Source organism: Shewanella algidipiscicola, from assembly GCF_003605125.1.
Classification (GTDB): domain Bacteria; phylum Pseudomonadota; class Gammaproteobacteria; order Enterobacterales; family Shewanellaceae; genus Shewanella; species Shewanella algidipiscicola.
In genome coordinates this window covers 261,650-283,572 of the sequence record NZ_QPQT01000001.1, presented here as the reverse complement: position 1 = coordinate 283,572, position 21,923 = coordinate 261,650, and the positions used below count along the sequence as shown (strand labels likewise).

Sequence of the window (21,923 nt, the reverse complement as noted above, 5' to 3'; positions counted from 1 at the left end):
ATGATGCCTACGCCAGAGTTTCACTGAATGGGTTTAGCCGAATAAAAAAGGGTTAATGCTGACAAAGCCAATATCGGTAAAGCAAATATAGGCCAGCTAGACTGACTCAAGTTAGCCTAGGTGAGGCGAACTTGAGTCAAATTTGGCAATGCCTTGAATAATCTAATACTTATCTACTAATACTCTTCTTATGTTTAATTGACTTCACCTTAGACTGCGCATAAAGTTGTAGCCAAAAAAATGTCGCCGCCAACATTTTGTTAACGCGGCCAATACGTTTAGGGTATCTCTTTTACATGGATGAGCAGATTTTTTATTTTGGTGATTGGCAGGTTATTCCCTCGGCCAACACCCTTCGCTGCGGTTCAGTGGTTAAACAACTTGAGCCTAAAGCCATGGACGTATTGCAGCTGCTCTGTCGCCATCAGGGGGAGGTGCTCAGTAGTGATGATATCGTGGCACAATGTTGGCCATCGGCCGATATCGGCGACAATCCGCTACACAAAATTATCAATCAACTGCGCCGCGCCTTAGGCGACAGTGCCACCCAGCCCACTTACATTGAAACCATACGTAAGCGCGGTTATCGCACGCTTGCCGAGGTGAGTTATCCTGTCGGCAGTGAGCAAGCAGCCAAAACCCAAGTCTGGCAAGGCGACTCTCCCTATCCCGGCCTCAAAGCCTTTGGGCCTGAACACGCTGGAGTGTTTTTTGGCCGCAGCGAGCAGGTCGCCACCTTGTTAGATCGCATTGCTCAGCAGATCCAGTATGGTCGTGGGTTCTGTTTAGTGCTTGGCCCCAGTGGCAGTGGTAAATCCTCTTTGATCAGCGCCGGTGTGATGCCCAACTTAATGAGCGAGCACGGTTATAACGGCCTTAACGTTAAGTCTTTTAGTCACTTAGATCTTGCTGATGTTACCAGTGGGCAATTGCTGATGGATTTAGCCAGTGTGATGCTCGATTGGGAGATCAACGATGTGCCGGTATTTGACGGCTCAAGCGCCCAAGCGTTAGCCCAGTTGCTGCAGACCGAGCCCAAAGCCGTGATTGAGCATTGTAACACTGCACTTCGAACCCATGCCGATCATCTGTCGATGCTGGCGCTGTTTATTGACCGCTTAGAAGTACTGCTCTCATCGCCACTGTTTAGTGATACAGAGAGACATCAATTTGTTGATTTAATCGAGCAACTTGCTAGCTCCGGTAGTGTATTAGTCGTCAGCGCCTGTCGTAACGATTTTTACCCCTTGTTGGTTGAGTACCCTAGTTTAATGGCGGGTAAATCTCGCGGCGCCCATTTTGATCTTGCGCCGCCGAGTCGCCAAGAGCTGTTACAGATGATCCGTCTGCCAGCGATTGCGGCCAATTTAACCTGGGAGTTTGATGAGCGCAGTGCCATGCCGCTCGATGAGCTTATCTGCTCCGATGCCGCTGGTAACCCTGACACCTTGCCTATGCTGCAATTTGTGTTGCAGTCGCTGTATTTGCAACGCAGCGAAGATAATCAATTAAGCGCCAGTGTCTACCGCCAACTTGGCGGTATCGATGGCGCGATTGGCAAACAAGCCGAAGAGACCATTTGCCAGTTAAGTGCGGCGCAGCAAGGCTGTTTACCCCGAGTCTTATCACTGCTAGTGACCTTAAAGGAAGATGAAAACAGCATTACCAGCCGCACTGCGCGCTGGTCACAGTTAAACAGTCAGGATGAACAGCAGCTAGTACAAGCGATGGTGGATAGCCGCTTGTTTGTCTCCCATCTGCAAAACGGTGAGCCCTGTTTTAGTGTTGCGCACGAGGCCTTGCTCAGGCGATGGCCTAGGATCACCGCATGGATAGAGGCGCACCATCATAGCTTAAGCATTAAAAGCCGCCTGTTTCATCTGTCGCAGCGCTGGCTGAGCGAAAACAAACAAAATGCCTACTTGCTCGCGGCGGGTAAACCGCTCAATGAGGCAGAGCAGCTTTGTGATAACCCGTTTTTTACCTTAGATAAACCAGAGCTGGCGTTTATTGCCGCCTCACGGCGGCGGGCCCAAGTTAGGCGCTGGACGGGGCGCGCGACGGTCGCACTCTTATGTCTGCTCACGTTTATCTCTATCTTAATGAGTGTTAAAAGTCACGATGCCGAGCAACAAGCCCAGCAAAAGCGCTTGGCTGCAGAAAACTTACTCGGGTTTATGGTGGGGGATTTTGCTGACAAGCTGCGCGGCATTGGCCGAATGGACCTGCTCGATGGGATCAGTAATAAAGCGCTGGAATATTTCAGTGACTTTTCGGTGGATGATGATGAGAAACACCTCAGTTTCGATGCCCGTTTTCAGCATGGTCAAACCTTAGAGGCGATGGGTGAGGTGGCTTATTCGCGTAATAAAGTCGATGAAGCCCGCAGCGCGCTGTTAGCGGCTCAAAACAAAATGGCGCCGCTGTTAAACTTGCAGCCCAATCATTTAGATTTACTCAAAGCCTTGGGGGCCAATGCCTTTTGGCTAGGGCAACTGCACTACGATAACAGCGATTGGCGTGCCACACAGCCTTGGTTTGAACAGTATCTCAATTATAGTCAGCGGATGTATCGAGTGGCGCCTGATAATGTAGACGCCATGATGGAGCTCTCCTACGCTCATAACTCGCTGGGCTCTGTGTATATGAAGCGAAAGGATTTTAGCCGCGCTACCGCCGCCTTTGAGCAATCACTGCAACTGAAGCTACAAGCGCTTGCGAGAGACCCAGATAGCAGCCAAATGATTGCCGATATTGCCGATACGCGCTCTTGGCTCGCCAGTGCGATGGTATCGGCGGGTGAGATTAGCCGCGCGATCGAGATCCATCAGCAGATCCAGCAAGAGCTCGAACAGCTCAACTTTGAAAATCAACCTTACTTATTAGATCGATTAACAGGGAGTTACAATAGGGCTGCGCGACTGCTTTTTTATCAAGGTTGGGTTCACGATGCGGTTAACAAGTCATCGTTAGCATTGAATACAATTGACAGTGCGTTAATTCAAGACCCCGATAATCATGTATGGAAAATCACGCGATATTTTTCTTTATTTCAACTGCTGGATTTGAGCGATCAATATTTTGACAGCGATAATGCCTTCAATATTGAGAGATTAGCGGTTTTGTTAACGGCTGATGAACAACTGGCTAGTTCACCCAGAAATAGGGAGGTGTGGGCCGCGTTTCAATACGCTGCGGCGCGGCACTTGTTTAATGTTGGCAAGCATGAACAAAGCCAGCGCTATATCGAGCCCGCTATTGCGTCCTATCAAGCGTTAACCAAAGAGTTTAGCCAAAATTCTGGCTATACCCTGAGATTGGCAGAAAGCCAGTTATTACAGGCGCAGCTATTACAAAAAAAGTTATCACAAAAAACACCTGTTAACCCAACACAGCACAGCGCAGAGATCACCGCACTGTGCGCTAAGGCCCACAGCCTGCTTAGCCCGATAGTGTTACTGGATAAAGATCCCCGTTACGGGATCCCGCTGGCTAAAGCGCTCGACTGCTTGGGCGAGTTAGACAACAGCAGCGAGCTAGTGCAGCGCCTCAGCAGCGCAGGCGTTGGCGGTATAACGTTTTAGTGCTTGGCTTTATTTATTCTGTCGTCAGCCAGTAGTTAACCTGTTGTTCAACCATTATTCGCTAATAGCACTGCTAACATAAGCGATTTAAATTGTTAATCAAGTTGTAAGCATTAGCTGTACGGGTAAAAATTGTAACAAAAGACAGTTAATTTATAGGTAGTGATGTCAATCATCATTTTTGTTCTAGTGCTTAGTTTCTAGTGCTTAGTTTCTAGTTTCTGGCGTAATATTAAAAGGAAATCAAATGTCTAAAGCAGCCGGTCAGGCCCATTATGTGAAAGTGAATGTCGATTTAGAAAACGGTGAACCCGTATTCAGTTATCGCCATTTTAACGGCGAGCCTTGTGAAGGCGATGTTACAGTGACTGAAGCGGGTACTATAACCTACCAGCTCAATGATAATACCGGCAAAGGCCTTAAATTCACCGGCGTGGGCTTTATTACGCCATTTGACGGTATTGTCGATGCGGTAACGATTAGCAGTGATGGCACCTTAATTCAAATGGTGGACCTAGATAACACCCCAGGCACCACCAAATTCCAGTTTGTGTTATCTAATGCCGCCAATACATTGCTAGTGTTAAGTCCAGATCCACAAGTTATAAACCATATTTAATATTACAGTGAGTCGCGCTGCATTGAGTTGCAGCGCTTTTTGAGCTTTCGCTCCCTCCCTTAATTTTCTTCATTGAAACCCTTGTTTTATTAATGTCTCGTTATGCGCGTGCATAGATTAAATGGCTTCACTGACTCGGTTTACATGAGGTCGGTTAACGTTGGGGCGAACAAATACATAATTAGCGACTCTTCATCTGTGTTGTCTATCGCTTATCTGAGTCGTTTATCTGAGTCGCTTATCTGAGTCGTTTATATTGGTTGTGCATATTGCTTATGTATATGTTGCTGCAGGTTGTTTGTATGGGTTATTTATCTGCATTGTTTATCTTGTTGAGCCAATAATCAGCCTCAATGAGGTACTTTTCTCGCTTGAGTTAATCTTCCGTCACCATTTAATATCAATCAAACCAATGGTTTGCGTGGGAAGAGTACCGAAAGGTTAATTTCACTTCGCTGCGGTAGTCTTTATCCCATAAGGTGAAAGCCGTGACTGCCTGCCAAGGTCGAGGGATAAGATATGCAAGCTGATAAATGCGTAAACATGATTGAGCAATACCGAGGTGATAGCTTGGAGGCACTCAAGAAACTGGATGATAGATGGGCTGCCTACCATGGCGATGCTGATGCTACAGCAGATAGTTCTTTATTAACTCACCGTGGGTGTGTTGATACCGATAGTGCGGCCATACTGGACTCACCTTTCAACGCAAATGTAGCCACGCTTAACTTACCCTCTACTAAGGTGCAGCCCGGACTGTTAACCACACTGGCCAGTGTTATTAACCATGTTAATGAAGCCATTTTTATCATTAATGAGCAAGGCGTGTTACAGATGCTCAATCCGATGGCTGCGACCTTATTTGGCGCATCAATAGAGGACTTAACGGAGCAACCTTGGAGTGATTTTTTGCAACCTGAGGTGAAAGAGCGCTATTTATCTCTACTAGCACAAGGGGCTAACGGCCAAGAAGCACTGGCGAATATGGGCACTAAGGAGATAGTGCTGCAGCGCGCCGATAGCTTGAGCTTAGATGTCGACTTATCCCTGTCTTATTTACCCGCTTCGCCAACGGGGCAGGGAGCACTGTACATGGGCGTGATGCACAATTTAACTCGCCATAAGGCGCAATACCAAGCCTTAAGGCTGCAGGCGCGCACCGATAAGTTAACTGGATTAGCCAATCGCCATGCGTTTGATGAAGAGATAGAGCGTTGCTGGGTCGATTGTAATAATGACCATCAGCCACTGAGCTTAGTGGTGATCGATGTTGATTATTTTAAGCTGTTTAATGACAGGTATGGTCATGTCAATGGTGATGCCTGCCTGAAGAAGATAGCGGCGGTGATTGATAGCGCATTACCCACCAGTCAATGCATGGCTGCGCGCTACGGTGGGGAGGAGTTTGCGCTTATTTTACCTAACTGTGATGCTACCGCTGCGCAGCTTTGCGCCCAACGCGTACAAACTGCCATTAATCATTTGTCATTTACCGACTTGGGGTTACATGGTTCGGTGCGTGTCAGTGTCAGTCAGGGGATTGCCGTGGAAACCTTAGGCCAATACCGCACCTCTAAAGCCCTGTTGTGCGCCGCCGATACCGCTCTGTACCGGGCCAAATCTGATGGTCGAAACCGTATTAATATCAGAGTCTGACGGCTCTCGATTACGCTGGCAAACTGGCAGGCTCAGCACTTAGCACTTAGTTTGAGCTTTTAGCCATTAGCCGTGACTGATAAATTGTGGCTGTACTTGCCCGTTAGCGCTTTGCTCACCCACCATTTTTGCCACCGATGTCATTGCATTGGTCAGCTGAGTGAGTTGCTGCTGATCAATGCAGTAAGGCGGCATAATGTAGATTAAGCGCCCAAAAGGGCGGATCCAGACACCTAAGTCAACAAACGCCTGCTGTAACTGGGCGGTATTCAATGGTTGTTGCATCTCTATCACCCCCACGGCCCCCAGCACTCTCACCGCGGCCACGCCAGGCAATGTGCTTGCCGGCGCTAATTCTGTCTGCATTTGCGCCTCAATTTGCGCCACCTGCTCAATCCACTCATTGCGGGCGATGAGATCTAAACTGGCACTGGCCGCAGCGCAGGCCAGTGGATTACCCATAAAGGTTGGCCCATGCATAAAGACCCCCGAGGGCGAGTCACTGATCCCTTGGGCAACATCGTCACTACAGAGCGTGGCAGCAAGGGAGATATAACCGCCTGTTAGGGCCTTACCCACACATAGGATATCGGCTTCAATAGCGGCATGCTCATAGGCAAACAACTTACCGGTGCGGCCAAAACCTGTGGCAATTTCATCTAAAATCAGCAGCACTTGGTATTCATCACACAGGGCTCTTAAGCCTTTGAGGTAATCGCTCGAATAAAAACGCATGCCGCCAGCCCCTTGCATGATGGGTTCGATAATCACCGCCGCAATGCTCTGGTGGTGTTCATCGAGTGCATCGCGCATCGAGCTCAGATCATCGTGTTGTAATGGCTCACCAAATGGGGTTTGCGGTGCATTAACAAACAGCTGTTGGGTGACCGCATTACCAAACATGGTGTGCATGCCGCCTTCGGGATCGCACACGCTCATGGCGGCAAACGTGTCACCGTGATAGCCATTTTTTACCGTTAAGATACGTTGCTTATTGGGCAGCTGCTGGCCTTGCCAATATTGCAGTGCCATTTTCATGGCAACTTCAACGGCAATCGAGCCAGAGTCGGCTAAAAACACCTTGGTTAAGTTATCACTGGTCAAATTGAGCAGCTTTTTACACACGTCGATGGCGCTGTGATGGGTGATCCCGCCAAACATAACATGGCTTAAGGTGTGCAGCTGCGCTTGCATCGCCTCAAGAATATAAGGGTGACTATAACCGTGGACACAGGCCCACCATGAGCTGGTGCCGTCGATCAGTTGCTGTCCATTGTCGAGGGTGAGTTCACAACCATCGGCTGACACTACGCCAAAGGTAGGCTGGGCGTGGGTCATAGAGGTATAAGGATGCCAGATGTGTTGTTTGTCAAAATCATAATCGATAGGGGGTGTCGCGGTCATAGCGTCTCCGTGGTTAATTGTTGACCATTAGTCAACTTGGCGCACTGGTTGGCGTTGACAGATTAAGACCTAAAGGTATGCTAAGCAACATAAATGTCGATGAATGGTATGACTTCATCGCGATCATATTCAGAGTAAGGGCCGCTATCCATGTCACAAATACCACTACGTCATGACTGGCAACGTGATGAAATAGAATCACTTTTTGCATTGCCGATGAACGACTTATTGTTTAAGGCCCACAGTATTCATCGTCAAGTGTACGATCCTAACGAAGTGCAGATCAGTCGTCTACTGTCAATTAAGACGGGGGCTTGCCCAGAAGACTGCAAATATTGTCCTCAGAGCGCCCGTTATGACACCGGACTTGAAAAAGAGCGGCTGATTGAAATTGATAAAGTCCTTACCGAGGCTCGCGCCGCGAAAGCCGCCGGTGCATCGCGTTTTTGTATGGGCGCTGCGTGGCGTAATCCCCATGAGCGCGATATGCCGTACCTTAAAGATATGGTGGCGGAAGTCAAAGCCATGGGTATGGAAACCTGCATGACGCTGGGGATGTTGTCGCCCTCGCAAGCGGAAGAACTGGCTGGGGCTGGGCTTGACTACTACAACCACAACTTAGACACCTCGCCAGAATATTATGGCGATATCATCACTACGCGTACCTATCAAGACAGATTAGACACCTTATCGAATGTGCGCGCCGCGGGCATGAAAGTGTGTTCTGGCGGTATTGTCGGCATGGGTGAGCAGGCGAGCGATCGCGCTGGCTTATTGCAGCAGTTGGCGAACATGGAGCAGCACCCTGACTCTGTCCCTATCAATATGTTAGTGAAAGTGGCGGGCACGCCATTTGAGAATTTGGACGATCTTGATCCGCTAGAGTTTGTGCGCACCATTGCCGTTGCGCGTATTATGATGCCTCACTCACGTGTGCGTCTGTCGGCTGGACGCGAGAGCATGAGCGATGAGCTACAAGCCATGTGTTTCTTTGCCGGCGCCAACTCGATTTTTTACGGTTGCAAATTACTCACCACCAGCAACCCTGAAGAAAACGACGATATGGCGCTATTTAAACGTTTAGGCTTGCACCCAGAACAGGGTAAAGCGGCAACCATTGAAGAAGAAAAAGCGGTATTTGCCAAGGCCGAAGCCATCAAAGCCAAGCAGACACAGCCTTTTTATGATGCGGCGGCGCTTTAATTTAATGTTGAACGTGTTAAGTGCCTTGTTGCTGATGTTGGCCATATGAGTGCAGCCACACCTAAGGTGAGTCGACTGAGCCAAAAAATCGATACCCAGATGGCGCGCGCCCGTCACGCAGGGTTACTGCGTCAGCGCCGCGCCTTGGCAATCGCTAAGGCGGGCGATAACACGCCAAATGAGTTTATGCTCGAGGGTGTCAGCTTTATTAATTTCAGCAGTAACGACTATTTAGGCCTGAGCCAAGCTTCTGTGCTGGTGGAGGCCATGAGCCAAGGTAGTCAATTATATGGCGTGGGAAGCGGTGCATCTCCTTTAGTCACAGGCTACAGTGAGGCGCATCGTCAACTTGAACAGGCCTTGTGTGAGGCCAGCGGACATGAAGCTGCCTTGCTATTTTGCTCGGGCTTTAGCGCCAATACTGCATTGATGAAAACCTTGTTTGACCGCCATGATACCGTGGTGGCCGATAAGTTGATCCATGCCTCACTTATCGATGGCTTACGCGATAGCGGTGCACATTTAAAGCGCTTTGCCCATAACGATATTGATGCGGCGGTTAAGCTTATTGCCACTCATCAGCCGCAAGCGGTGATCACCGAAAGTGTCTTTAGCATGGATGGTGACTGTGCGCCGTTGGGGGCGCTGTATCAAGCATGCCAACAGGCACAAAGTTGGCTTATCGTTGACGATGCCCACGGTTTTGGGGTGTTACCTGTGGCAAAGCAGCCGCGGGCGAGCGTTAGCAACTGCGACGTGCAGGTGGTCACTTTTGGCAAGGCGCTGGGGTGTCAGGGCGCGGCGATTTTAGGCTCGCAAGCGTGTATCGATTTTATGGTGGCCAATGCCCGCCATTACATCTATTCGACGGCGCTGTCTCCTGCTAATGCCTATGTTGCCTATCGCGCGGTCAAATGGCTTGGTGAGTCAACCAAGATCGCAGACACCTTGCACGGCATCATCGATGCCTTTAGGCGGCAATGTCAGCAAGCGGGGATCACGCTGAGCGACTCGGTTACGCCAATTCAACCCATAGTGATAGGCGAGCTTGAGCGCTTACAAGCGGTAACCGATGGGCTTAAAGCGCGAGGCATTTGGGTCGGGTCGATACGGCCGCCAACGGTGCCTAAAGGCAGTGCCCGCCTAAGAATTACCCTTAATGTGAATCACACTCAGGCGCAGCTTGACCACCTGATAGCCAGCTTGGTTGAAGTGCTATAACGCGCTAGCCAAACAATACTGCGCATGCGGTAATGCTAAGGTCTGTGTGGGTCAATCACCTTAATCCGAAATTTATAGCGCCTAAATTAAAAGCTTAAATATTTAACGCCTCAGTCATTAATAAAGTGGTACAACAAACATGCTTATCTCCTCTCTCTCTGCTGCCCATAACCTAGCAAGCATAATGGCTCAGCGCTGCCCTCTGGCGATGATGTTATGACACTGAATGTGAGTGCCGTCGATAAGATTGCCCAGCAGTTCTCCCACGCCGCGCAGCAATATCAGCAACATGATGTGCTGCAACGTATTACCGCCCAGGTACTGCAAGAGGCCATGCGCTCAACGTCGCGGCTGTTAGATATTGGCTGCGGCCCAGGCACCGATTTTTCATTTTTGGGGCCAATCAAGCAAGTGCTGGCTGTCGATATTGCACCAGGCATGTTGCAGCAGATGCGTACGCGCTACCCTGAGTATCTCAGTGTTTGCGGTGATGCTCAGTGTTTGCCTTTGCAAGATAACAGTGTTGATGCCATTTATTCGAATCTGGCGTTGCAATGGTGCGCCACATTCAATAGTGCAGTGCAAGAGATGGCCCGCGTGCTATCACCTAAGGGGGAGTGTTATTTGGCGATTGTTGTCGATGGCAGCTTGCAGCAACTTAAGCAGCTGGGGTTGAGGGTTAACCGTTTCCGGTCGGCAAAGGAGATCTTGGCCAGCTTTAACCATGAGCAGTGGCAGCTGCGGGAGCAACAGGTGATGCCTATCACGGTGCATTTTGATCACCTTAAACCTTTGCTCTATTCAATCAAAGGGGTTGGAGCGTCAGTGCGAGGCGAGGGCGATACTGGCCAAGCGCAGCCGCTTTTGCGCGGACGCCAAGATTGGCTGGCGCTCAATAGCCAAGCAGAGCAGATGCGCCAGAAAGCGGGATTACCGCTCACCTATCAAATTTTGTTTATTCGCGCCAAATTAAAGGGGTAATTTATGCAGTATTTTGTCGCAGGGACCGATACCGATTGTGGTAAAACATTGATCGCCTCAGCCTTGCTGTATCGGGCCAAGCAAACCGGTACGACTTTAGGGGTGAAACCTGTGGCGTCAGGATGTGAGTTAACCCCCGATGGGCTGCGTAACAGCGATGCATTGAGCTTAATGGCACAATCGACACTTAAGTTGGCGTACTCGCAGGTGAATCCATTTGCTTTTGCCCCTGCCATCGCGCCCCATATTGCGGCGTTGCAGTGTGGACAAAACCTTACTGCGACGGCCATTATCGACCACTTGGCGACGCTACCGTTCACCGATGTCGATTTTGCCATTGTCGAAGGCGCAGGAGGTTGGCGCTTACCCTTAAATCAAGAGGAGTTTTTATCTCAGGTGGTACAGCGTTTATCTTTGCCTGTGATTTTAGTGGTGGGGGTGAAGCTGGGCTGTTTAAACCATGCCTTACTCACACAGGAGGCGATGCTTGCCGATGGCGTGCAGATTGCCGGTTGGGTGGCTAATATGGTGGATCCGGCGATGAGCGTCGCGCAGCAGAATCTCGACAGCTTGCATCATCTTATGTCGAGCCCTTGCTTGGGTGTGGTGCCGTATTTCTCAGCACTCGATGAGCAAGCCAAAGTGAGTGAGGCGGCGCGCCATCTTTCGCTCGACATGCTTAATCAATAGGCTGCTGATAATCGCTATGCTTTCGAGCCAAGTTGTTGTTTCGCTTATTTGTTAATATTAATTAAGATTAATGCCTCATCTAATTATAAAGTGGGGTAATATTAATTTTGGCTTAATACTCTCACCCTAGACTGCGGCGACGGCAGTTGCGAGTGGTTGATGCTCGATAACACGCCGGAAATTATTTTTTTTACGTTTACCCCTTGATATCTGCTCTTTCGGACATATTATGTCAACAAGAGAATTAAAGATGGCACCAAGGGTGTCTTACCGGAGCAGGAGATTAAAATGAAGCGTATTTTCCTATTGATTGCAACAAACATGGCAATATTGCTGGTTGCATCAATTGTTATGTCCCTTTTAGGGGTGAATACCTCAACCATGGGCGGTTTGTTGGTCTTTGCCGCGATATTTGGTTTTGGTGGTGCGTTTATCAGCCTAGCTATCTCAAAATGGATGGCGAAGAAAACCATGGGCTGTGAAGTGATCACCACCCCAAGAGATCATACCGAACGTTGGTTGCTCGAAACCGTCGCGCGCCAAGCAAAGCAAGCGGGCATTAAGATGCCTGAAGTGGCGATTTATCAATCTCCAGAGTTGAATGCGTTTGCGACAGGTCCGAGCAAAGATAACGCGCTGGTTGCGGTCAGTAGTGGCTTGCTTTACGGCATGACACAAGATGAAATTGAGGGGGTGTTAGCCCACGAAGTGAGCCATGTGGCTAACGGCGATATGGTGACACTGACTTTAATCCAAGGTGTGGTGAATACCTTCGTTATTTTTGCTGCCCGTGTTGTAGCTGGCATTATCGATACTTTTGTGTCGAGCAACGATGAAGAGGGTGAAGGCCTAGGTATGTTCGCCTATATGGCGGTAGTGTTTGTACTCGATATGCTATTTGGTATTTTAGCGTCGATCATTGTGGCGTACTTCTCTCGTGTGCGTGAGTTTAAAGCCGACGAAGGCGGCGCACGCTTAGCCGGTAAGCATAAGATGATCGCGGCGTTAGATAGATTACGTCGTGGACCAGAAACCGGTGCGATGCCTGCGCAAATGGCCGCATTTGGTATCAATGGTAAAAAATCGATGGCTGAATTACTTATGAGCCATCCACCGCTTGAAAAACGTATCGCTGCTTTACAAGCGAAATAATGACTTACGTCATAGCATGCAATAACACTGCGTAGATATAACGGGAGCCTAAGGCTCCCGTTTTTTATGGGCTAATGTTGTAAATTGGCGAATACCACTATACTGGTTAAGGATTGTTCGCTTGTTGATGCCAAGTCGATTCCATTTTGCATAGGCTGGGTGTGACAAGTGTCACTTTTGTCGGCTCGTAGGGTGTTTGGGCTATAGATATTTGATTGAGTGCACATTTTTAGTCATAAGCTGTTGTTACTATCGCCGCCACATAAAGCGTTGCTAATTTGTAAAGTCTCGGCTAGCTTAGGCTTTGTCAAGTACAGACAAATTAGGACACAGGCAAGATGGGCCGTGATTAACAACAAATACCCACTATGCCAACCATAAAGAGGATATGATTGTGAGCAATAAAATATTAAGCGCATTATTTGGTGCAGGCTTAGCGGCATTGGCATTATCGCCAGCGGCAATGGCTGAACCACAAGAATTAGCAGAAATGCATGCTGAAATGGATGGCTGTGAAGCATGCCATGCAGACGGCGAGCCATCTGCTGATGGTGCATATGAGTTTGAGCAATGCCAAAGCTGCCATGGCACTTTAGCCGAAATGGACGCTGTGCATAAGCCACATGATGGTAATTTGGTGTGCGCTGACTGTCACGCGCCTCATTCATCGAATGTGGGTGACAAGCCAGGTTGTGATAGCTGCCACGATGATGGTCGCACCGCAGAATCAGCGTTGAAACAGTAATGTCATAACGCCTCAGTTTCGTTAAAAACACCAGCAATATAGCTGGTGTTTTTTTATCTATTTTTAACCTAGAAAATTGGTGTTACCGAGTGCATTAATTAAGAGGAGGGCACAGTTAGTCAAGGAAGAAGTCGTGACGAGATGATAGTTCACCCAGAGGTTTGCATAATGAGGCCGCGTTAGCCTAAAACAGACGATGACATGGGCCTTGATTAATTGGAATAATTGTTCAGCATTGTTGAGTTATTAGTTAGATTGGGTAAAATAAACGCAATTAAAGTCTCAAGTCCATTCCGATGTGGTCACAATGAGTTTTTTAACCCAATAATCAACTAATCCAATGCAACTGATTTCACTTTATGCGTAAAAGCTGGTCTAATCTTGCACATGTTCTATTATTACCCTTACTATTTACAAGCTTTAATGTGTAATAAGAGCAGGTCGGAACAATTAGGAAGTTATTATTTTGCGTTAAAGTTGTTATCATAAATATTGGTTGAATGGAATACGCCATTGGTTGGCGACATGGAGTGTACAGGATGTTCAAAGTAATCAAGTGGGTAGTGGTTTCACGTTCGCAATTGTTGAATGATTTACTTGAAACGCGTTGGCCACAACAATTTTTAGTCAAACTCGCTAAAGTGGCGCCAGAAAGTCTAGAGGCGACCATGAATGAAAGTAGTTATTCACTGGTGGTGATTGATTTAGCCACTGTGGATGTTCAGCGAGCCTACCAACTACAGAAACAGATAAAAAAGCGTCATTCGGCACGAGTTGTTTTTTTGCATTATCCTGAGCAGATTGATGCACGCTTTTTGATCTCTCCCATCACGGCGGCGGTATTCTTTCGTCATGCGAGTCTTGAACAGGTCGGCCAATCCTTAATCGATGTATTGAGGGGGCAGCGGATTATCCCTGCACAATTACTCTTGGCTGAGAATGATGCCGCGCTCGATGATGGGAGCGATAATTTAACCATCCGCGAGCGAGAAGTGCTGCAGGCATTGTTAAGCGGTAGCACCAATATCGATATTGCCAATCAGCTTTTTGTCAGTGAAAGTACTATTAAAACCCATCTTTATCGGGTGTTTCGTAAAATAGGCGTATCGAGTCGGGGGCAGGCTATCGCGTGGGCCCAGACTCACTTGCACGAAGTGCAGCAATAATATAACAGATACTTCTCTGGCCATCATTGCTGAGCGGCCAGAGCGTTTTTTGCCATTCCCCATTTCTTTTTACCTAAGTGTAATTACCATTTTCTGTGGCGATAGCGACTAATCTCTCTGTCTGCGCTGCTTACTCGATTTGTACCATCTTACTTGCTAGGATTTTAGCGTTAGAGTTAGCTATAATCAGTCGCATAAATAATAAGTGGTTGTTATAGATGCCGATCGCAAATCACTGATTTGTGGGTATACTGACAGACCCTAATAGAGAGAGGACGCGAAGATGGCCGAAGAAACAATTTTTAGTAAAATCATTCGACGAGAAATTGCTGCTGACATTTTATATCAAGATGAGCTAGTCACAGCATTTCGTGATATTCAACCTAAAGCCCCAACGCATATTTTAATCATCCCTAATCACCTGATTCCGACGATTAACGATGTAAAATCTTCCGATGAGAAAGCCCTAGGTCGGATGATAACCGTCGCCGCCAAACTCGCCACAGAAGCGGGTATTGCCGAAGATGGCTATCGATTAGTGATCAATTGTAATAAGCATGGTGGCCAAGAGGTTTTCCATATTCATATGCACCTGCTAGGTGGCCAATATTTAGGGCCATTAGTCACGCAACCGCTAAGCTAATGCCTGATTGAGCATCTCATGAAAACGAATCCAGAGTTTTTTCCCTTAACGGATTTAGCCAGCCGCTTTGTGGATCAATTAGTACAATGTCGTCGGCTAAAATTAGGTGTGTTAGAGGCCAGCGAACATCATGTACTAATTGAGTTGCCTTATAACAAAGCGTTAATCGGTTATCCCGAAACGGGCGTCATTCATGGTGGGGTGATCACCACACTCATGGATACCGCCAGTGGCACCGCTGTGGTGTGCAGTATTTTCGATAAATACAAATCATTAGAGCTGTCGCCGACCTTAGACTTGCGAGTGGATTATATGAAACCCGCCGAGCCCAATAAGAGTGTATATGGTTTTGCTGAGTGCTATAAACTCTCGTCTAGTGTGGCGTTTACTCGTGCAATAGCTTATCAAGACTCCATTGATGATCCGATTGCCCATGCGGTGGGATCATTCATGCGGATTAGTCCCGATATGGTTGGCGAACCCTTTAGGCGGGCGCTAATGGGAGAGGAATCATGAGCGAAACAGGGATCCCAAGCGGCCAATTAAATGTTAAAGATCTTGTCAAAAAGGCTAACGAGCTAAATGACTTTAGTCACTTACTCGAACATGTGCCTTATGCTCAGTTTATCGGCATGCAGGTGTCGCGCTTTGGCGATGAGTTGGTATTTCAACTGCCCGCTAAAGATGACAATATCGGTAATCCGACCTTGCCTGCATTGCATGGTGGTGTGATAGCTGGGTTTATGGAAATGTCGGCAATTTTGCAATTAATGGTATTTATGCAGGCGACCAAGGTGCCAAAGGTAGTTGATTTTTCAATTGATTACCTAAGAGCGGGTCATCTCAAAGACAGTTTTGCCGAATGTAAAATAACCCGTCAAGGCAGACGGGTTGCCAATGTGAGTATTAACTGTTGGCAAACCAATCGAAAAGCCCTTATTGCCACTGCAAGGGCGCATTTTCTGATTGAGTAATCATTAGGCTGAGTTAAGCATACGCCGAGGTCAATAGATCCTAAATTAAGCGAGGCGAGTATGAAAAAACGAATATTATTTACCGCGTTATTGATGTTAACGGCTTGCGCAAACCATACCGCAGGGGTGATGGCCAGCTCAACCGGCGAGGTGAGGGTCGACAACAACGCCTTTCATCGTCAAGTGACTGTCGATAATGTGCAGACGCGTTATGAGGGGGCGCAACTGACGGCTTCAGGCACCCTTACAAGCCAAGTGGCGACCGATGTTCGAGTACAATATAAATTCACTTGGTTTGATATTAATGGCTTCGCTATTGAAGATGAAGGCAGTAGTTGGAAGCCAGTCAAATTGCATGGCAAGCAGCAGTTACAGGTTCGTGCGGTCGCACCCAATAATATGGCAGTGCGCTGCCAGTTGTATGTGCGTGAGGCTTTTTCTAACTAAGATGTGCGTACGACGCTGCTCATCTAAGGTTAAGTTTGAGCATCGTTGTCGCTTGAGGCATGGATGCGATAAGAGTTATGGCTCACAGGTCTGATGACACGTCATTATCATTAAAAATGGCCTAAATTAACGTTAGAGATGTCAAAGACTTGTATTGTTGATGTATAATGTTCGGCGCCAAGGGGTGTTAGCAACTTACGATCGGTTTTGATATTGATCCCATAGTTGACTCACTGAGATGTCTATCGACAAACCCTTAGAACCTGATCCGGCTAATACCGGCGTAGGAATGGGCCACACTAACTGCATTATATGATCCATCTGATTTTATAATCTCACTGTGCTTTCTTTCTCGCTTATTTAACTGCCGGATCTCAAAAGTTTATTTGAGGTCCTATGTTTACAATTAAATCTTTATCTCCAATAGCGTTAGCGATCACTGCGGCGTTAACTCATTCAAGCCTTGCGGCAAACACGACTCCAATTGAAACCGATGAGATGGAAGTCATTGTCGTCACATCCGATTTTCGTCAATCAGCCCTAGATAAAATGCCGTCGAGCATCAGCGTCATCGATCAGCAACAGATCGAAGATGAAGGCGCGCAGCATTTTGAAGATCTGCTCAACTCTATTGCCAACTTTAATTGGTCTGGTGGTAGCTCACGGGCAAAATATTTTCAGATCCGCGGCGTGGGTGAGCAAGAAGAGTATCAAGGCGCGCCCAATTCATCAGTCGGTTATATCATCGATGATATCGATATGTCGGGCTTAGGCATGGTCGCCAGCATGTATGATCTGCAGCAGGTAGAAGTGCTCCGCGGCCCACAGGGCACACGCTATGGCGCCAATGCCTTAGCGGGCTTAATCTACCTTAAAAGCAACGATCCCACGGCGATGTTTGAACATGGCGCCGAAGTATCCTTAGGTGACGATCAGCTGCGTACTTTTAGTGGCTTTAGCTCGGGGCCTTTGACCGATTCTGGCACCTTGTTGTATCGGGTCTCGGTGCAGCAACATCAGCAAAACGGTTATCGCGATAATCTTTACACTGGTCATGATGACAGCAACAGCCGTGATGAGCTAAACACCCGCCTTAAGCTGCGCTGGTACGCCAGTGACTCTCTCACGGTTGATTTTAACCTGATGCACGCCAATTTTGATAACGGCTACGATGCTTGGACGTTAGACAGCAACGGTTTCGATACATTGACCGATGCTCCCGGTGTCGATAAACAGCGGACCACGGGCAGCTCACTTAAAATCACCTATTCGGGTTATGACACGTTTGAATTGGTGTCGTTAACATCAATGGCACAGACCGATACTCATCATGGGTACGATGGCGATTGGGCCAATCCCGATTATTGGCACGCAAGAGTGTGTGACGCGGCCCCGTGTGAGTATGATTATACTTGGGATAAAGTGGGCGATCGTCAAACGGTGTCACAAGAGTTTCGTCTCAGTTCGACCGATGCGGGAAAGCTGTTTAATGGCAGCACCGATTGGTTATTGGGCGTGTATGGTATGAAACTCGATGAAGATAATCACACCACAGAAGTGTACAACGGCTGGCCAGAAGCACTGGTTGCCGATTATAACGCCACTAATATGGCATTATTTGGTCAGCTTGATAGTGATTTGGGTGATGATTATGCCCTCTCAGTAGGGTTACGAGTCGAGCGCAGAGAAAGCGATTATCAAGACAGTGCAGGGGATGGTTTTGATCCTTCTGAGACCATGTGGGGCGGGCATCTTGCCTTGAGTAAGGCGCTGAGTGATGATCATCAAACTTATATCCGTATCGCTCGAGGCTATAAAGCCGGTGGCTTTAATATGTCTTTGCCTGCAGAGCTCAGTGATAAAAAAGAGTATCAGGCCGAAACCCTGTACAACTATGAGCTTGGATTAAAATCGACCTGGCTTGAGGGGGATGTCAGTACCAATGTCAGCGTGTTTTATATGGATCGCAGGGATCAACAGGTTGCAGCATCGCAACAAAATCCTGCAGAACCGCAAAAATTTATTCTGTATACCGAAAATGCCAGCAACTCCTATAACTATGGTGCGGAGTTTGAGGGACGTTGGTACACCAGCGATAACTTAACGCTCTACGCCACCTTAGGTTGGCTAGAGACGGCTTATGGCGATTACCAATATCAAAATAAGTATGGTGAACTTGTGGACTTAAGCGATCGTGAATTAGCCCACTCGCCAAACTTCACCCACAGCTTAGGTGCCACGTATCGTAGCGATAATGGTTGGTTTGCCAACCTGACGAGCAGCGGTAAGAGCGAGTTTTATTACTCGGACAGTAATGAATCTAAATCTGAGCCTTATACCATTTTTAACGCGCGTATCGGTTATGAAACCGAGGTATGGTCCGCCTATTTATGGGGTCGTAATCTGTTTGATGAGCAGTATGGTGTACGCGGTTTCTATTTTGGTAATGAACCCGATTTAGGCTGGGCCGATAAGCAGTACATTCGCTATGGCGATCCACGTCAGCTAGGCTTAACCCTTAAGGTCAAATTGATGTAATGCCCATCGCATCAAGGGGGAGGCTGCTGGCGATTCGGTGGCCTCAAACTCAAATTTATCAATAGGCTACAGTTTTTAACTAAGCCTGCTCAATGAGGATGAAGTAAAATGCAATCAACCACGATGAAATTAACCGCTGAAATCAGCATGTATCCGTTCAAAGAAAATTATATCGAACCTATACAGTGGTTTATCGATCGTCTCGACAGCTATGAGCATATTGAGCGTAAGACCAATGCCATGGCAACGCAAATTTGTGGCGATTATGCCGTAGTGATGAATATGTTGGCGATTGAGATGCAAGCGGCCCATGAAAAATGGGGCAAGGCGGTTTTTGTGGTGAAATTTATTGGTGGTGAACTGGACTTGTCTCACACCCAATGATCTTGCTTAAGGATCTGTATCAGTTCACGATAAGAGTATGATATTACAATGATTGACCTTTGGAACGACTTGCTGTCGACCGTTACTGACGCACTGGCGCAAGCCCATCAACTGACAGGGTGGGAGGGCGTTGCTGTCGTGCTAGCCATGGCGTATTTGATGCTGGCGATGCGTGGCAATATTTGGTGCTGGGCGGCGGCCTTTGTCAGTACCGCTATTTATACTGTACTGTTTTGGGAAGTCTCTTTGCTGATGGAGTCACTGCTCAATATCTACTATATGGCGATGGCGGGTTATGGCTATTGGTTGTGGACAAGGGGACGCGGTGGCGATAAAGGGGTCGATATTGTCAGTTGGTCCGTGTCTCGTCATTTACTCTTGATTGGCCTAACCGGTACCACTTCCTTACTGGTAGGCCACTTTATGGCGACACAGACTCAGGCGTCTTATCCTTATCTTGATGCCGCGACCACCTGTTTTGCTGTGATGACCACCTATTTAGTGGCTAAAAAAGTGCTGGAAAATTGGCTCTACTGGGTGGTTATTGATCTGGTATCCATTTATCTATACCTCAACAAGGGACTGCTACTGACCAGCATCTTATTTATCTTGTATGTTGGCATGGCGATCGGCGGTTATTTTATTTGGCGAGCTAGCATGCGCGAGCAATCGGAAGATCAGGCAAACCATTATGCGTATGAGTCTTAACTTGTGACCATGGCATCGCGCTTAGTGCATCCTTTGTTGCAACAATTGCCTGCTGAGCTCCATGCTGCACTGGTCGCCAAAGGCTGTAACCTTGCTCAGGCTGTGCATATTGAGCGCTTGTCTCACGGACTAAGCAATCAAAATTACCGTATTGCCACAAGAGAGCGTGAATTTGCACTGCGCATCAATAGCGATGCCAGTAATACACTTTGCAGCCGTCACAGTGAAGTGCAACTTTGGCGCAGCGCAGCCCAAGCATCGATTGCACCACAATTATATTATGTCTCTGATGATTATCGATATTATCTCAGTGAATTTATTTTAAACACTGTAGATTGGGGCCAGTTAATGAGCATCAATCATTGCGAGCCACAGCCTGTTAACCCAGTGTGTCAGACGGCCCATCAAAGCTTATTGTCCTTACTGCAGGGGTTAAAGGCATTGCCCGTGCCCGATAATGCTATCTCGGTCGCCCAGCAATGGCATGAGTATTTCGACAAGCTAAGCTTGCTCAGTGGGCAGATCGAGGGCTCACTTGGCCAGCGTCCAGCTTGGCTGACTCGCTTTGAGCTGCTAAAGCGTCATGAGCCACGAGTGCAGCAGTTACTCGATATCCTGGCAGGTTGCATGGTAGCGCCGCAATTTAGTCATCGTGATCTCAATCCATATAATTTGCTGCTTAGCGGCGACAGACTTTGGTGTATTGATTATGAATATGCCTGCAGCTCACACCCCTTGGTTGATTTGGCTAGCGTATTGGCGACCCATAAGTTGTCCGGCTGGCAGCGTCAATGGTTAATAGCTCATTATTTGCAAGACCATAGCAAACTCAATGGCGCAGCGTTTAATGCTGTGCCTGCTGCGATTGAGCTCTACTGGTATTTTGCGCTCTGTTGGGCGCTATTAATGCAGGGTGAGAGCCTAGTGAATGAGGTGAAAGTCGCTTTCACTGCAGATGTTAAGGTGCCTAACCTAACCGCCGACTACCTTGAATATTTTGACCAATTCCTGCAGTGCATCGCGGCTAAAGGCTGTTAGGGTGGGTGCTCAGTTTTAATCAGCTGCAGACGGTTGGCTCTATTTTATCGGACGGCGAAAGATAATCAGCTGGCTAAGGGTCTCTTTTATCAATGATGATAAAGGGGGGGGGGGGTTATGCAGGTTATTCGATTATACCAACAAGGGCTCAAAGGCATACAGCAGCTCGATGGATTAGTAGCGTTAGGGCTTCGTCTCTATTTGACCCCCGTATTGATGCAGGCTGGGTACAATAAGTTAACTCACTTTAGCGATACCGCGGCTTGGTTTGGCGACCCTAACTGGGGCTTAGGCTTGCCTATGCCCGAGCTGATGGTGGCGCTTGCGGCGGGAACCGAGTTTTTTGGCGCCATCTTGTTACTCTTTGGATTGGCTACCCGTCTGGTGACCATTCCACTGAGTATTACCATGCTAGTGGCTGCATTGAGTGTGCATTGGCAAAACGGTTGGTTGGCGATAGCCGATCCCAACTCTTGGTTAGCCAATGAGCAGGTGATCGCCTCTGGCGAGAAGTTACAAGCGGCTCAAGCGTTACTGCAACAATATGGTCATTATGAATGGTTAATATCATCAGGTAAATTGGTGGTGCTCAATAATGGAATTGAATTTGCCATCACCTATTTATTAATGTTGTTGGCGTTAATGGTGATAGGGGGCGGACGTTATACGAGTCTCGACCACCTGATAGCCAAACGCTACCAACGAATTTAATTGTCGCAGGGCAAGAGATAAGTCCTACTGTTTTGGTAGGATTTTTAGTGCAAATTTGC

The 21,923-nt window shown here is 47.8% G+C and carries 20 protein-coding genes and 1 riboswitch; of the genes, 19 read left to right on the top strand and 1 reads right to left on the bottom strand.

The features are described from left to right. The first annotated feature begins 296 nt into the window (after nucleotides 1-296). From DVO77_RS01220 to DVO77_RS01210, 3 genes are all read left to right on the top strand, one after another. Entirely contained in the window at nucleotides 297-3,584 is a 3,288-nt protein-coding gene (locus tag DVO77_RS01220; RefSeq protein ID WP_119976977.1) for an nSTAND1 domain-containing NTPase, read from the top strand. A 247-nt stretch (nucleotides 3,585-3,831) separates the two neighbouring features. Continuing rightward, nucleotides 3,832-4,203, top strand: a complete 372-nt coding sequence (locus DVO77_RS01215; RefSeq protein WP_119976976.1) for a DP-EP family protein — start codon at nucleotides 3,832-3,834, stop codon at nucleotides 4,201-4,203. Nucleotides 4,204-4,722: 519 nt separating this feature from the next. Next, the gene (locus DVO77_RS01210; RefSeq protein ID WP_249038080.1) at nucleotides 4,723-5,859 is read left to right on the top strand and encodes a GGDEF domain-containing protein; all 1,137 of its coding nucleotides are present in this window, start codon (nucleotides 4,723-4,725) and stop codon (nucleotides 5,857-5,859) included. A gap of 66 nt (nucleotides 5,860-5,925) precedes the next feature. On the opposite strand, the gene bioA is transcribed toward DVO77_RS01210, so the two are convergent. Beyond that, nucleotides 5,926-7,263 carry an adenosylmethionine--8-amino-7-oxononanoate transaminase gene (bioA, locus tag DVO77_RS01205; RefSeq protein WP_119976975.1) on the bottom strand — a complete coding sequence of 446 codons (1,338 nt, stop codon included), beginning with the start codon at nucleotides 7,261-7,263 and terminating at the stop codon, nucleotides 5,926-5,928. A gap of 150 nt (nucleotides 7,264-7,413) precedes the next feature. Between bioA and bioB the strand changes: the two genes are divergently transcribed. The 16 genes from bioB to DVO77_RS01125 all read left to right on the top strand — a co-directional run bounded on the left by bioB (nucleotide 7,414) and on the right by DVO77_RS01125 (nucleotide 21,864). After that, nucleotides 7,414-8,466, top strand: coding sequence for a biotin synthase BioB (gene bioB, locus DVO77_RS01200; RefSeq protein WP_119976974.1), 1,053 nt, complete (start codon nucleotides 7,414-7,416; stop codon nucleotides 8,464-8,466). A 45-nt stretch (nucleotides 8,467-8,511) separates the two neighbouring features. After that, the gene (locus DVO77_RS01195) at nucleotides 8,512-9,687 is read left to right on the top strand and encodes an 8-amino-7-oxononanoate synthase (protein WP_249038079.1); all 1,176 of its coding nucleotides are present in this window, start codon (nucleotides 8,512-8,514) and stop codon (nucleotides 9,685-9,687) included. 216 nt (nucleotides 9,688-9,903) lie between these two features. Further along, a complete protein-coding gene (locus DVO77_RS01190) occupies nucleotides 9,904-10,668 on the top strand; it encodes a methyltransferase domain-containing protein (protein ID WP_119976973.1) in 765 nt (254 codons plus the stop codon). Nucleotides 10,669-10,671: 3 nt separating this feature from the next. Beyond that, nucleotides 10,672-11,358 carry a dethiobiotin synthase gene (gene bioD / locus DVO77_RS01185; protein WP_119976972.1) on the top strand — a complete coding sequence of 229 codons (687 nt, stop codon included), beginning with the start codon at nucleotides 10,672-10,674 and terminating at the stop codon, nucleotides 11,356-11,358. Nucleotides 11,359-11,646: 288 nt separating this feature from the next. Beyond that, nucleotides 11,647-12,510 carry a protease HtpX gene (gene htpX, locus DVO77_RS01180; RefSeq protein ID WP_119976971.1) on the top strand — a complete coding sequence of 288 codons (864 nt, stop codon included), beginning with the start codon at nucleotides 11,647-11,649 and terminating at the stop codon, nucleotides 12,508-12,510. A gap of 394 nt (nucleotides 12,511-12,904) precedes the next feature. Further along, nucleotides 12,905-13,255 (top strand): tetraheme c-type cytochrome CctA, encoded by a 351-nt coding sequence (gene cctA / locus DVO77_RS01175; protein ID WP_110458188.1) that lies wholly within the window; start codon nucleotides 12,905-12,907, stop codon nucleotides 13,253-13,255. 539 nt (nucleotides 13,256-13,794) lie between these two features. Next, nucleotides 13,795-14,421, top strand: coding sequence for a LuxR C-terminal-related transcriptional regulator (locus DVO77_RS01170; protein WP_119976970.1), 627 nt, complete (start codon nucleotides 13,795-13,797; stop codon nucleotides 14,419-14,421). A 283-nt stretch (nucleotides 14,422-14,704) separates the two neighbouring features. Continuing rightward, nucleotides 14,705-15,064 (top strand): purine nucleoside phosphoramidase, encoded by a 360-nt coding sequence (gene hinT / locus DVO77_RS01165; RefSeq protein ID WP_110458119.1) that lies wholly within the window; start codon nucleotides 14,705-14,707, stop codon nucleotides 15,062-15,064. Between the two features lie 18 nt (nucleotides 15,065-15,082). Then, entirely contained in the window at nucleotides 15,083-15,580 is a 498-nt protein-coding gene (locus DVO77_RS01160; protein WP_110458118.1) for a PaaI family thioesterase, read from the top strand. Then, nucleotides 15,577-16,038 (top strand): PaaI family thioesterase, encoded by a 462-nt coding sequence (locus DVO77_RS01155; protein WP_119976969.1) that lies wholly within the window; start codon nucleotides 15,577-15,579, stop codon nucleotides 16,036-16,038. The genes DVO77_RS01160 and DVO77_RS01155 overlap by 4 nt, the downstream gene beginning before the upstream one ends. 60 nt (nucleotides 16,039-16,098) lie before the next feature. Next, entirely contained in the window at nucleotides 16,099-16,485 is a 387-nt protein-coding gene (locus DVO77_RS01150) for a YcfL family putative periplasmic lipoprotein (protein ID WP_110458116.1), read from the top strand. A 170-nt stretch (nucleotides 16,486-16,655) separates the two neighbouring features. Continuing rightward, nucleotides 16,656-16,792: riboswitch (TPP riboswitch) on the top strand. Nucleotides 16,793-16,881: 89 nt separating this feature from the next. Beyond that, nucleotides 16,882-19,023, top strand: coding sequence for a TonB-dependent receptor (locus DVO77_RS01145; RefSeq protein ID WP_119976968.1), 2,142 nt, complete (start codon nucleotides 16,882-16,884; stop codon nucleotides 19,021-19,023). A gap of 123 nt (nucleotides 19,024-19,146) precedes the next feature. Then, complete coding sequence (locus DVO77_RS01140; protein WP_119977086.1) at nucleotides 19,147-19,407, top strand: hypothetical protein; 261 nt, start codon at nucleotides 19,147-19,149, stop codon at nucleotides 19,405-19,407. 48 nt (nucleotides 19,408-19,455) lie between these two features. Beyond that, nucleotides 19,456-20,115, top strand: coding sequence for a nicotinamide riboside transporter PnuC (gene pnuC / locus DVO77_RS01135; protein WP_119976967.1), 660 nt, complete (start codon nucleotides 19,456-19,458; stop codon nucleotides 20,113-20,115). A 9-nt stretch (nucleotides 20,116-20,124) separates the two neighbouring features. After that, entirely contained in the window at nucleotides 20,125-21,153 is a 1,029-nt protein-coding gene (locus DVO77_RS01130) for a phosphotransferase (protein ID WP_249038086.1), read from the top strand. 117 nt (nucleotides 21,154-21,270) lie between these two features. Beyond that, complete coding sequence (locus tag DVO77_RS01125) at nucleotides 21,271-21,864, top strand: HvfX family Cu-binding RiPP maturation protein (protein ID WP_110458112.1); 594 nt, start codon at nucleotides 21,271-21,273, stop codon at nucleotides 21,862-21,864. The last annotated feature ends 59 nt before the right edge of the window (nucleotides 21,865-21,923 follow it).

Coding starts and splice junctions, on each gene's coding strand:
- DVO77_RS01220 (WP_119976977.1), top strand. CDS start 297: ATGGATGAGCAGATTTTTTATTTTGGTGATTGGCAGGTTATTCCCTCG.
- DVO77_RS01215 (WP_119976976.1), top strand. CDS start 3,832: ATGTCTAAAGCAGCCGGTCAGGCCCATTATGTGAAAGTGAATGTCGAT.
- DVO77_RS01210 (WP_249038080.1), top strand. CDS start 4,723: ATGCAAGCTGATAAATGCGTAAACATGATTGAGCAATACCGAGGTGAT.
- bioA (WP_119976975.1), bottom strand. CDS start 7,263: ATGACCGCGACACCCCCTATCGATTATGATTTTGACAAACAACACATC.
- bioB (WP_119976974.1), top strand. CDS start 7,414: ATGTCACAAATACCACTACGTCATGACTGGCAACGTGATGAAATAGAA.
- DVO77_RS01195 (WP_249038079.1), top strand. CDS start 8,512: ATGAGTGCAGCCACACCTAAGGTGAGTCGACTGAGCCAAAAAATCGAT.
- DVO77_RS01190 (WP_119976973.1), top strand. CDS start 9,904: ATGACACTGAATGTGAGTGCCGTCGATAAGATTGCCCAGCAGTTCTCC.
- bioD (WP_119976972.1), top strand. CDS start 10,672: ATGCAGTATTTTGTCGCAGGGACCGATACCGATTGTGGTAAAACATTG.
- htpX (WP_119976971.1), top strand. CDS start 11,647: ATGAAGCGTATTTTCCTATTGATTGCAACAAACATGGCAATATTGCTG.
- DVO77_RS01170 (WP_119976970.1), top strand. CDS start 13,795: ATGTTCAAAGTAATCAAGTGGGTAGTGGTTTCACGTTCGCAATTGTTG.
- hinT (WP_110458119.1), top strand. CDS start 14,705: ATGGCCGAAGAAACAATTTTTAGTAAAATCATTCGACGAGAAATTGCT.
- DVO77_RS01160 (WP_110458118.1), top strand. CDS start 15,083: ATGAAAACGAATCCAGAGTTTTTTCCCTTAACGGATTTAGCCAGCCGC.
- DVO77_RS01155 (WP_119976969.1), top strand. CDS start 15,577: ATGAGCGAAACAGGGATCCCAAGCGGCCAATTAAATGTTAAAGATCTT.
- DVO77_RS01150 (WP_110458116.1), top strand. CDS start 16,099: ATGAAAAAACGAATATTATTTACCGCGTTATTGATGTTAACGGCTTGC.
- DVO77_RS01145 (WP_119976968.1), top strand. CDS start 16,882: ATGTTTACAATTAAATCTTTATCTCCAATAGCGTTAGCGATCACTGCG.
- DVO77_RS01140 (WP_119977086.1), top strand. CDS start 19,147: ATGAAATTAACCGCTGAAATCAGCATGTATCCGTTCAAAGAAAATTAT.
- pnuC (WP_119976967.1), top strand. CDS start 19,456: ATGATTGACCTTTGGAACGACTTGCTGTCGACCGTTACTGACGCACTG.
- DVO77_RS01130 (WP_249038086.1), top strand. CDS start 20,125: ATGGCATCGCGCTTAGTGCATCCTTTGTTGCAACAATTGCCTGCTGAG.
- DVO77_RS01125 (WP_110458112.1), top strand. CDS start 21,271: ATGCAGGTTATTCGATTATACCAACAAGGGCTCAAAGGCATACAGCAG.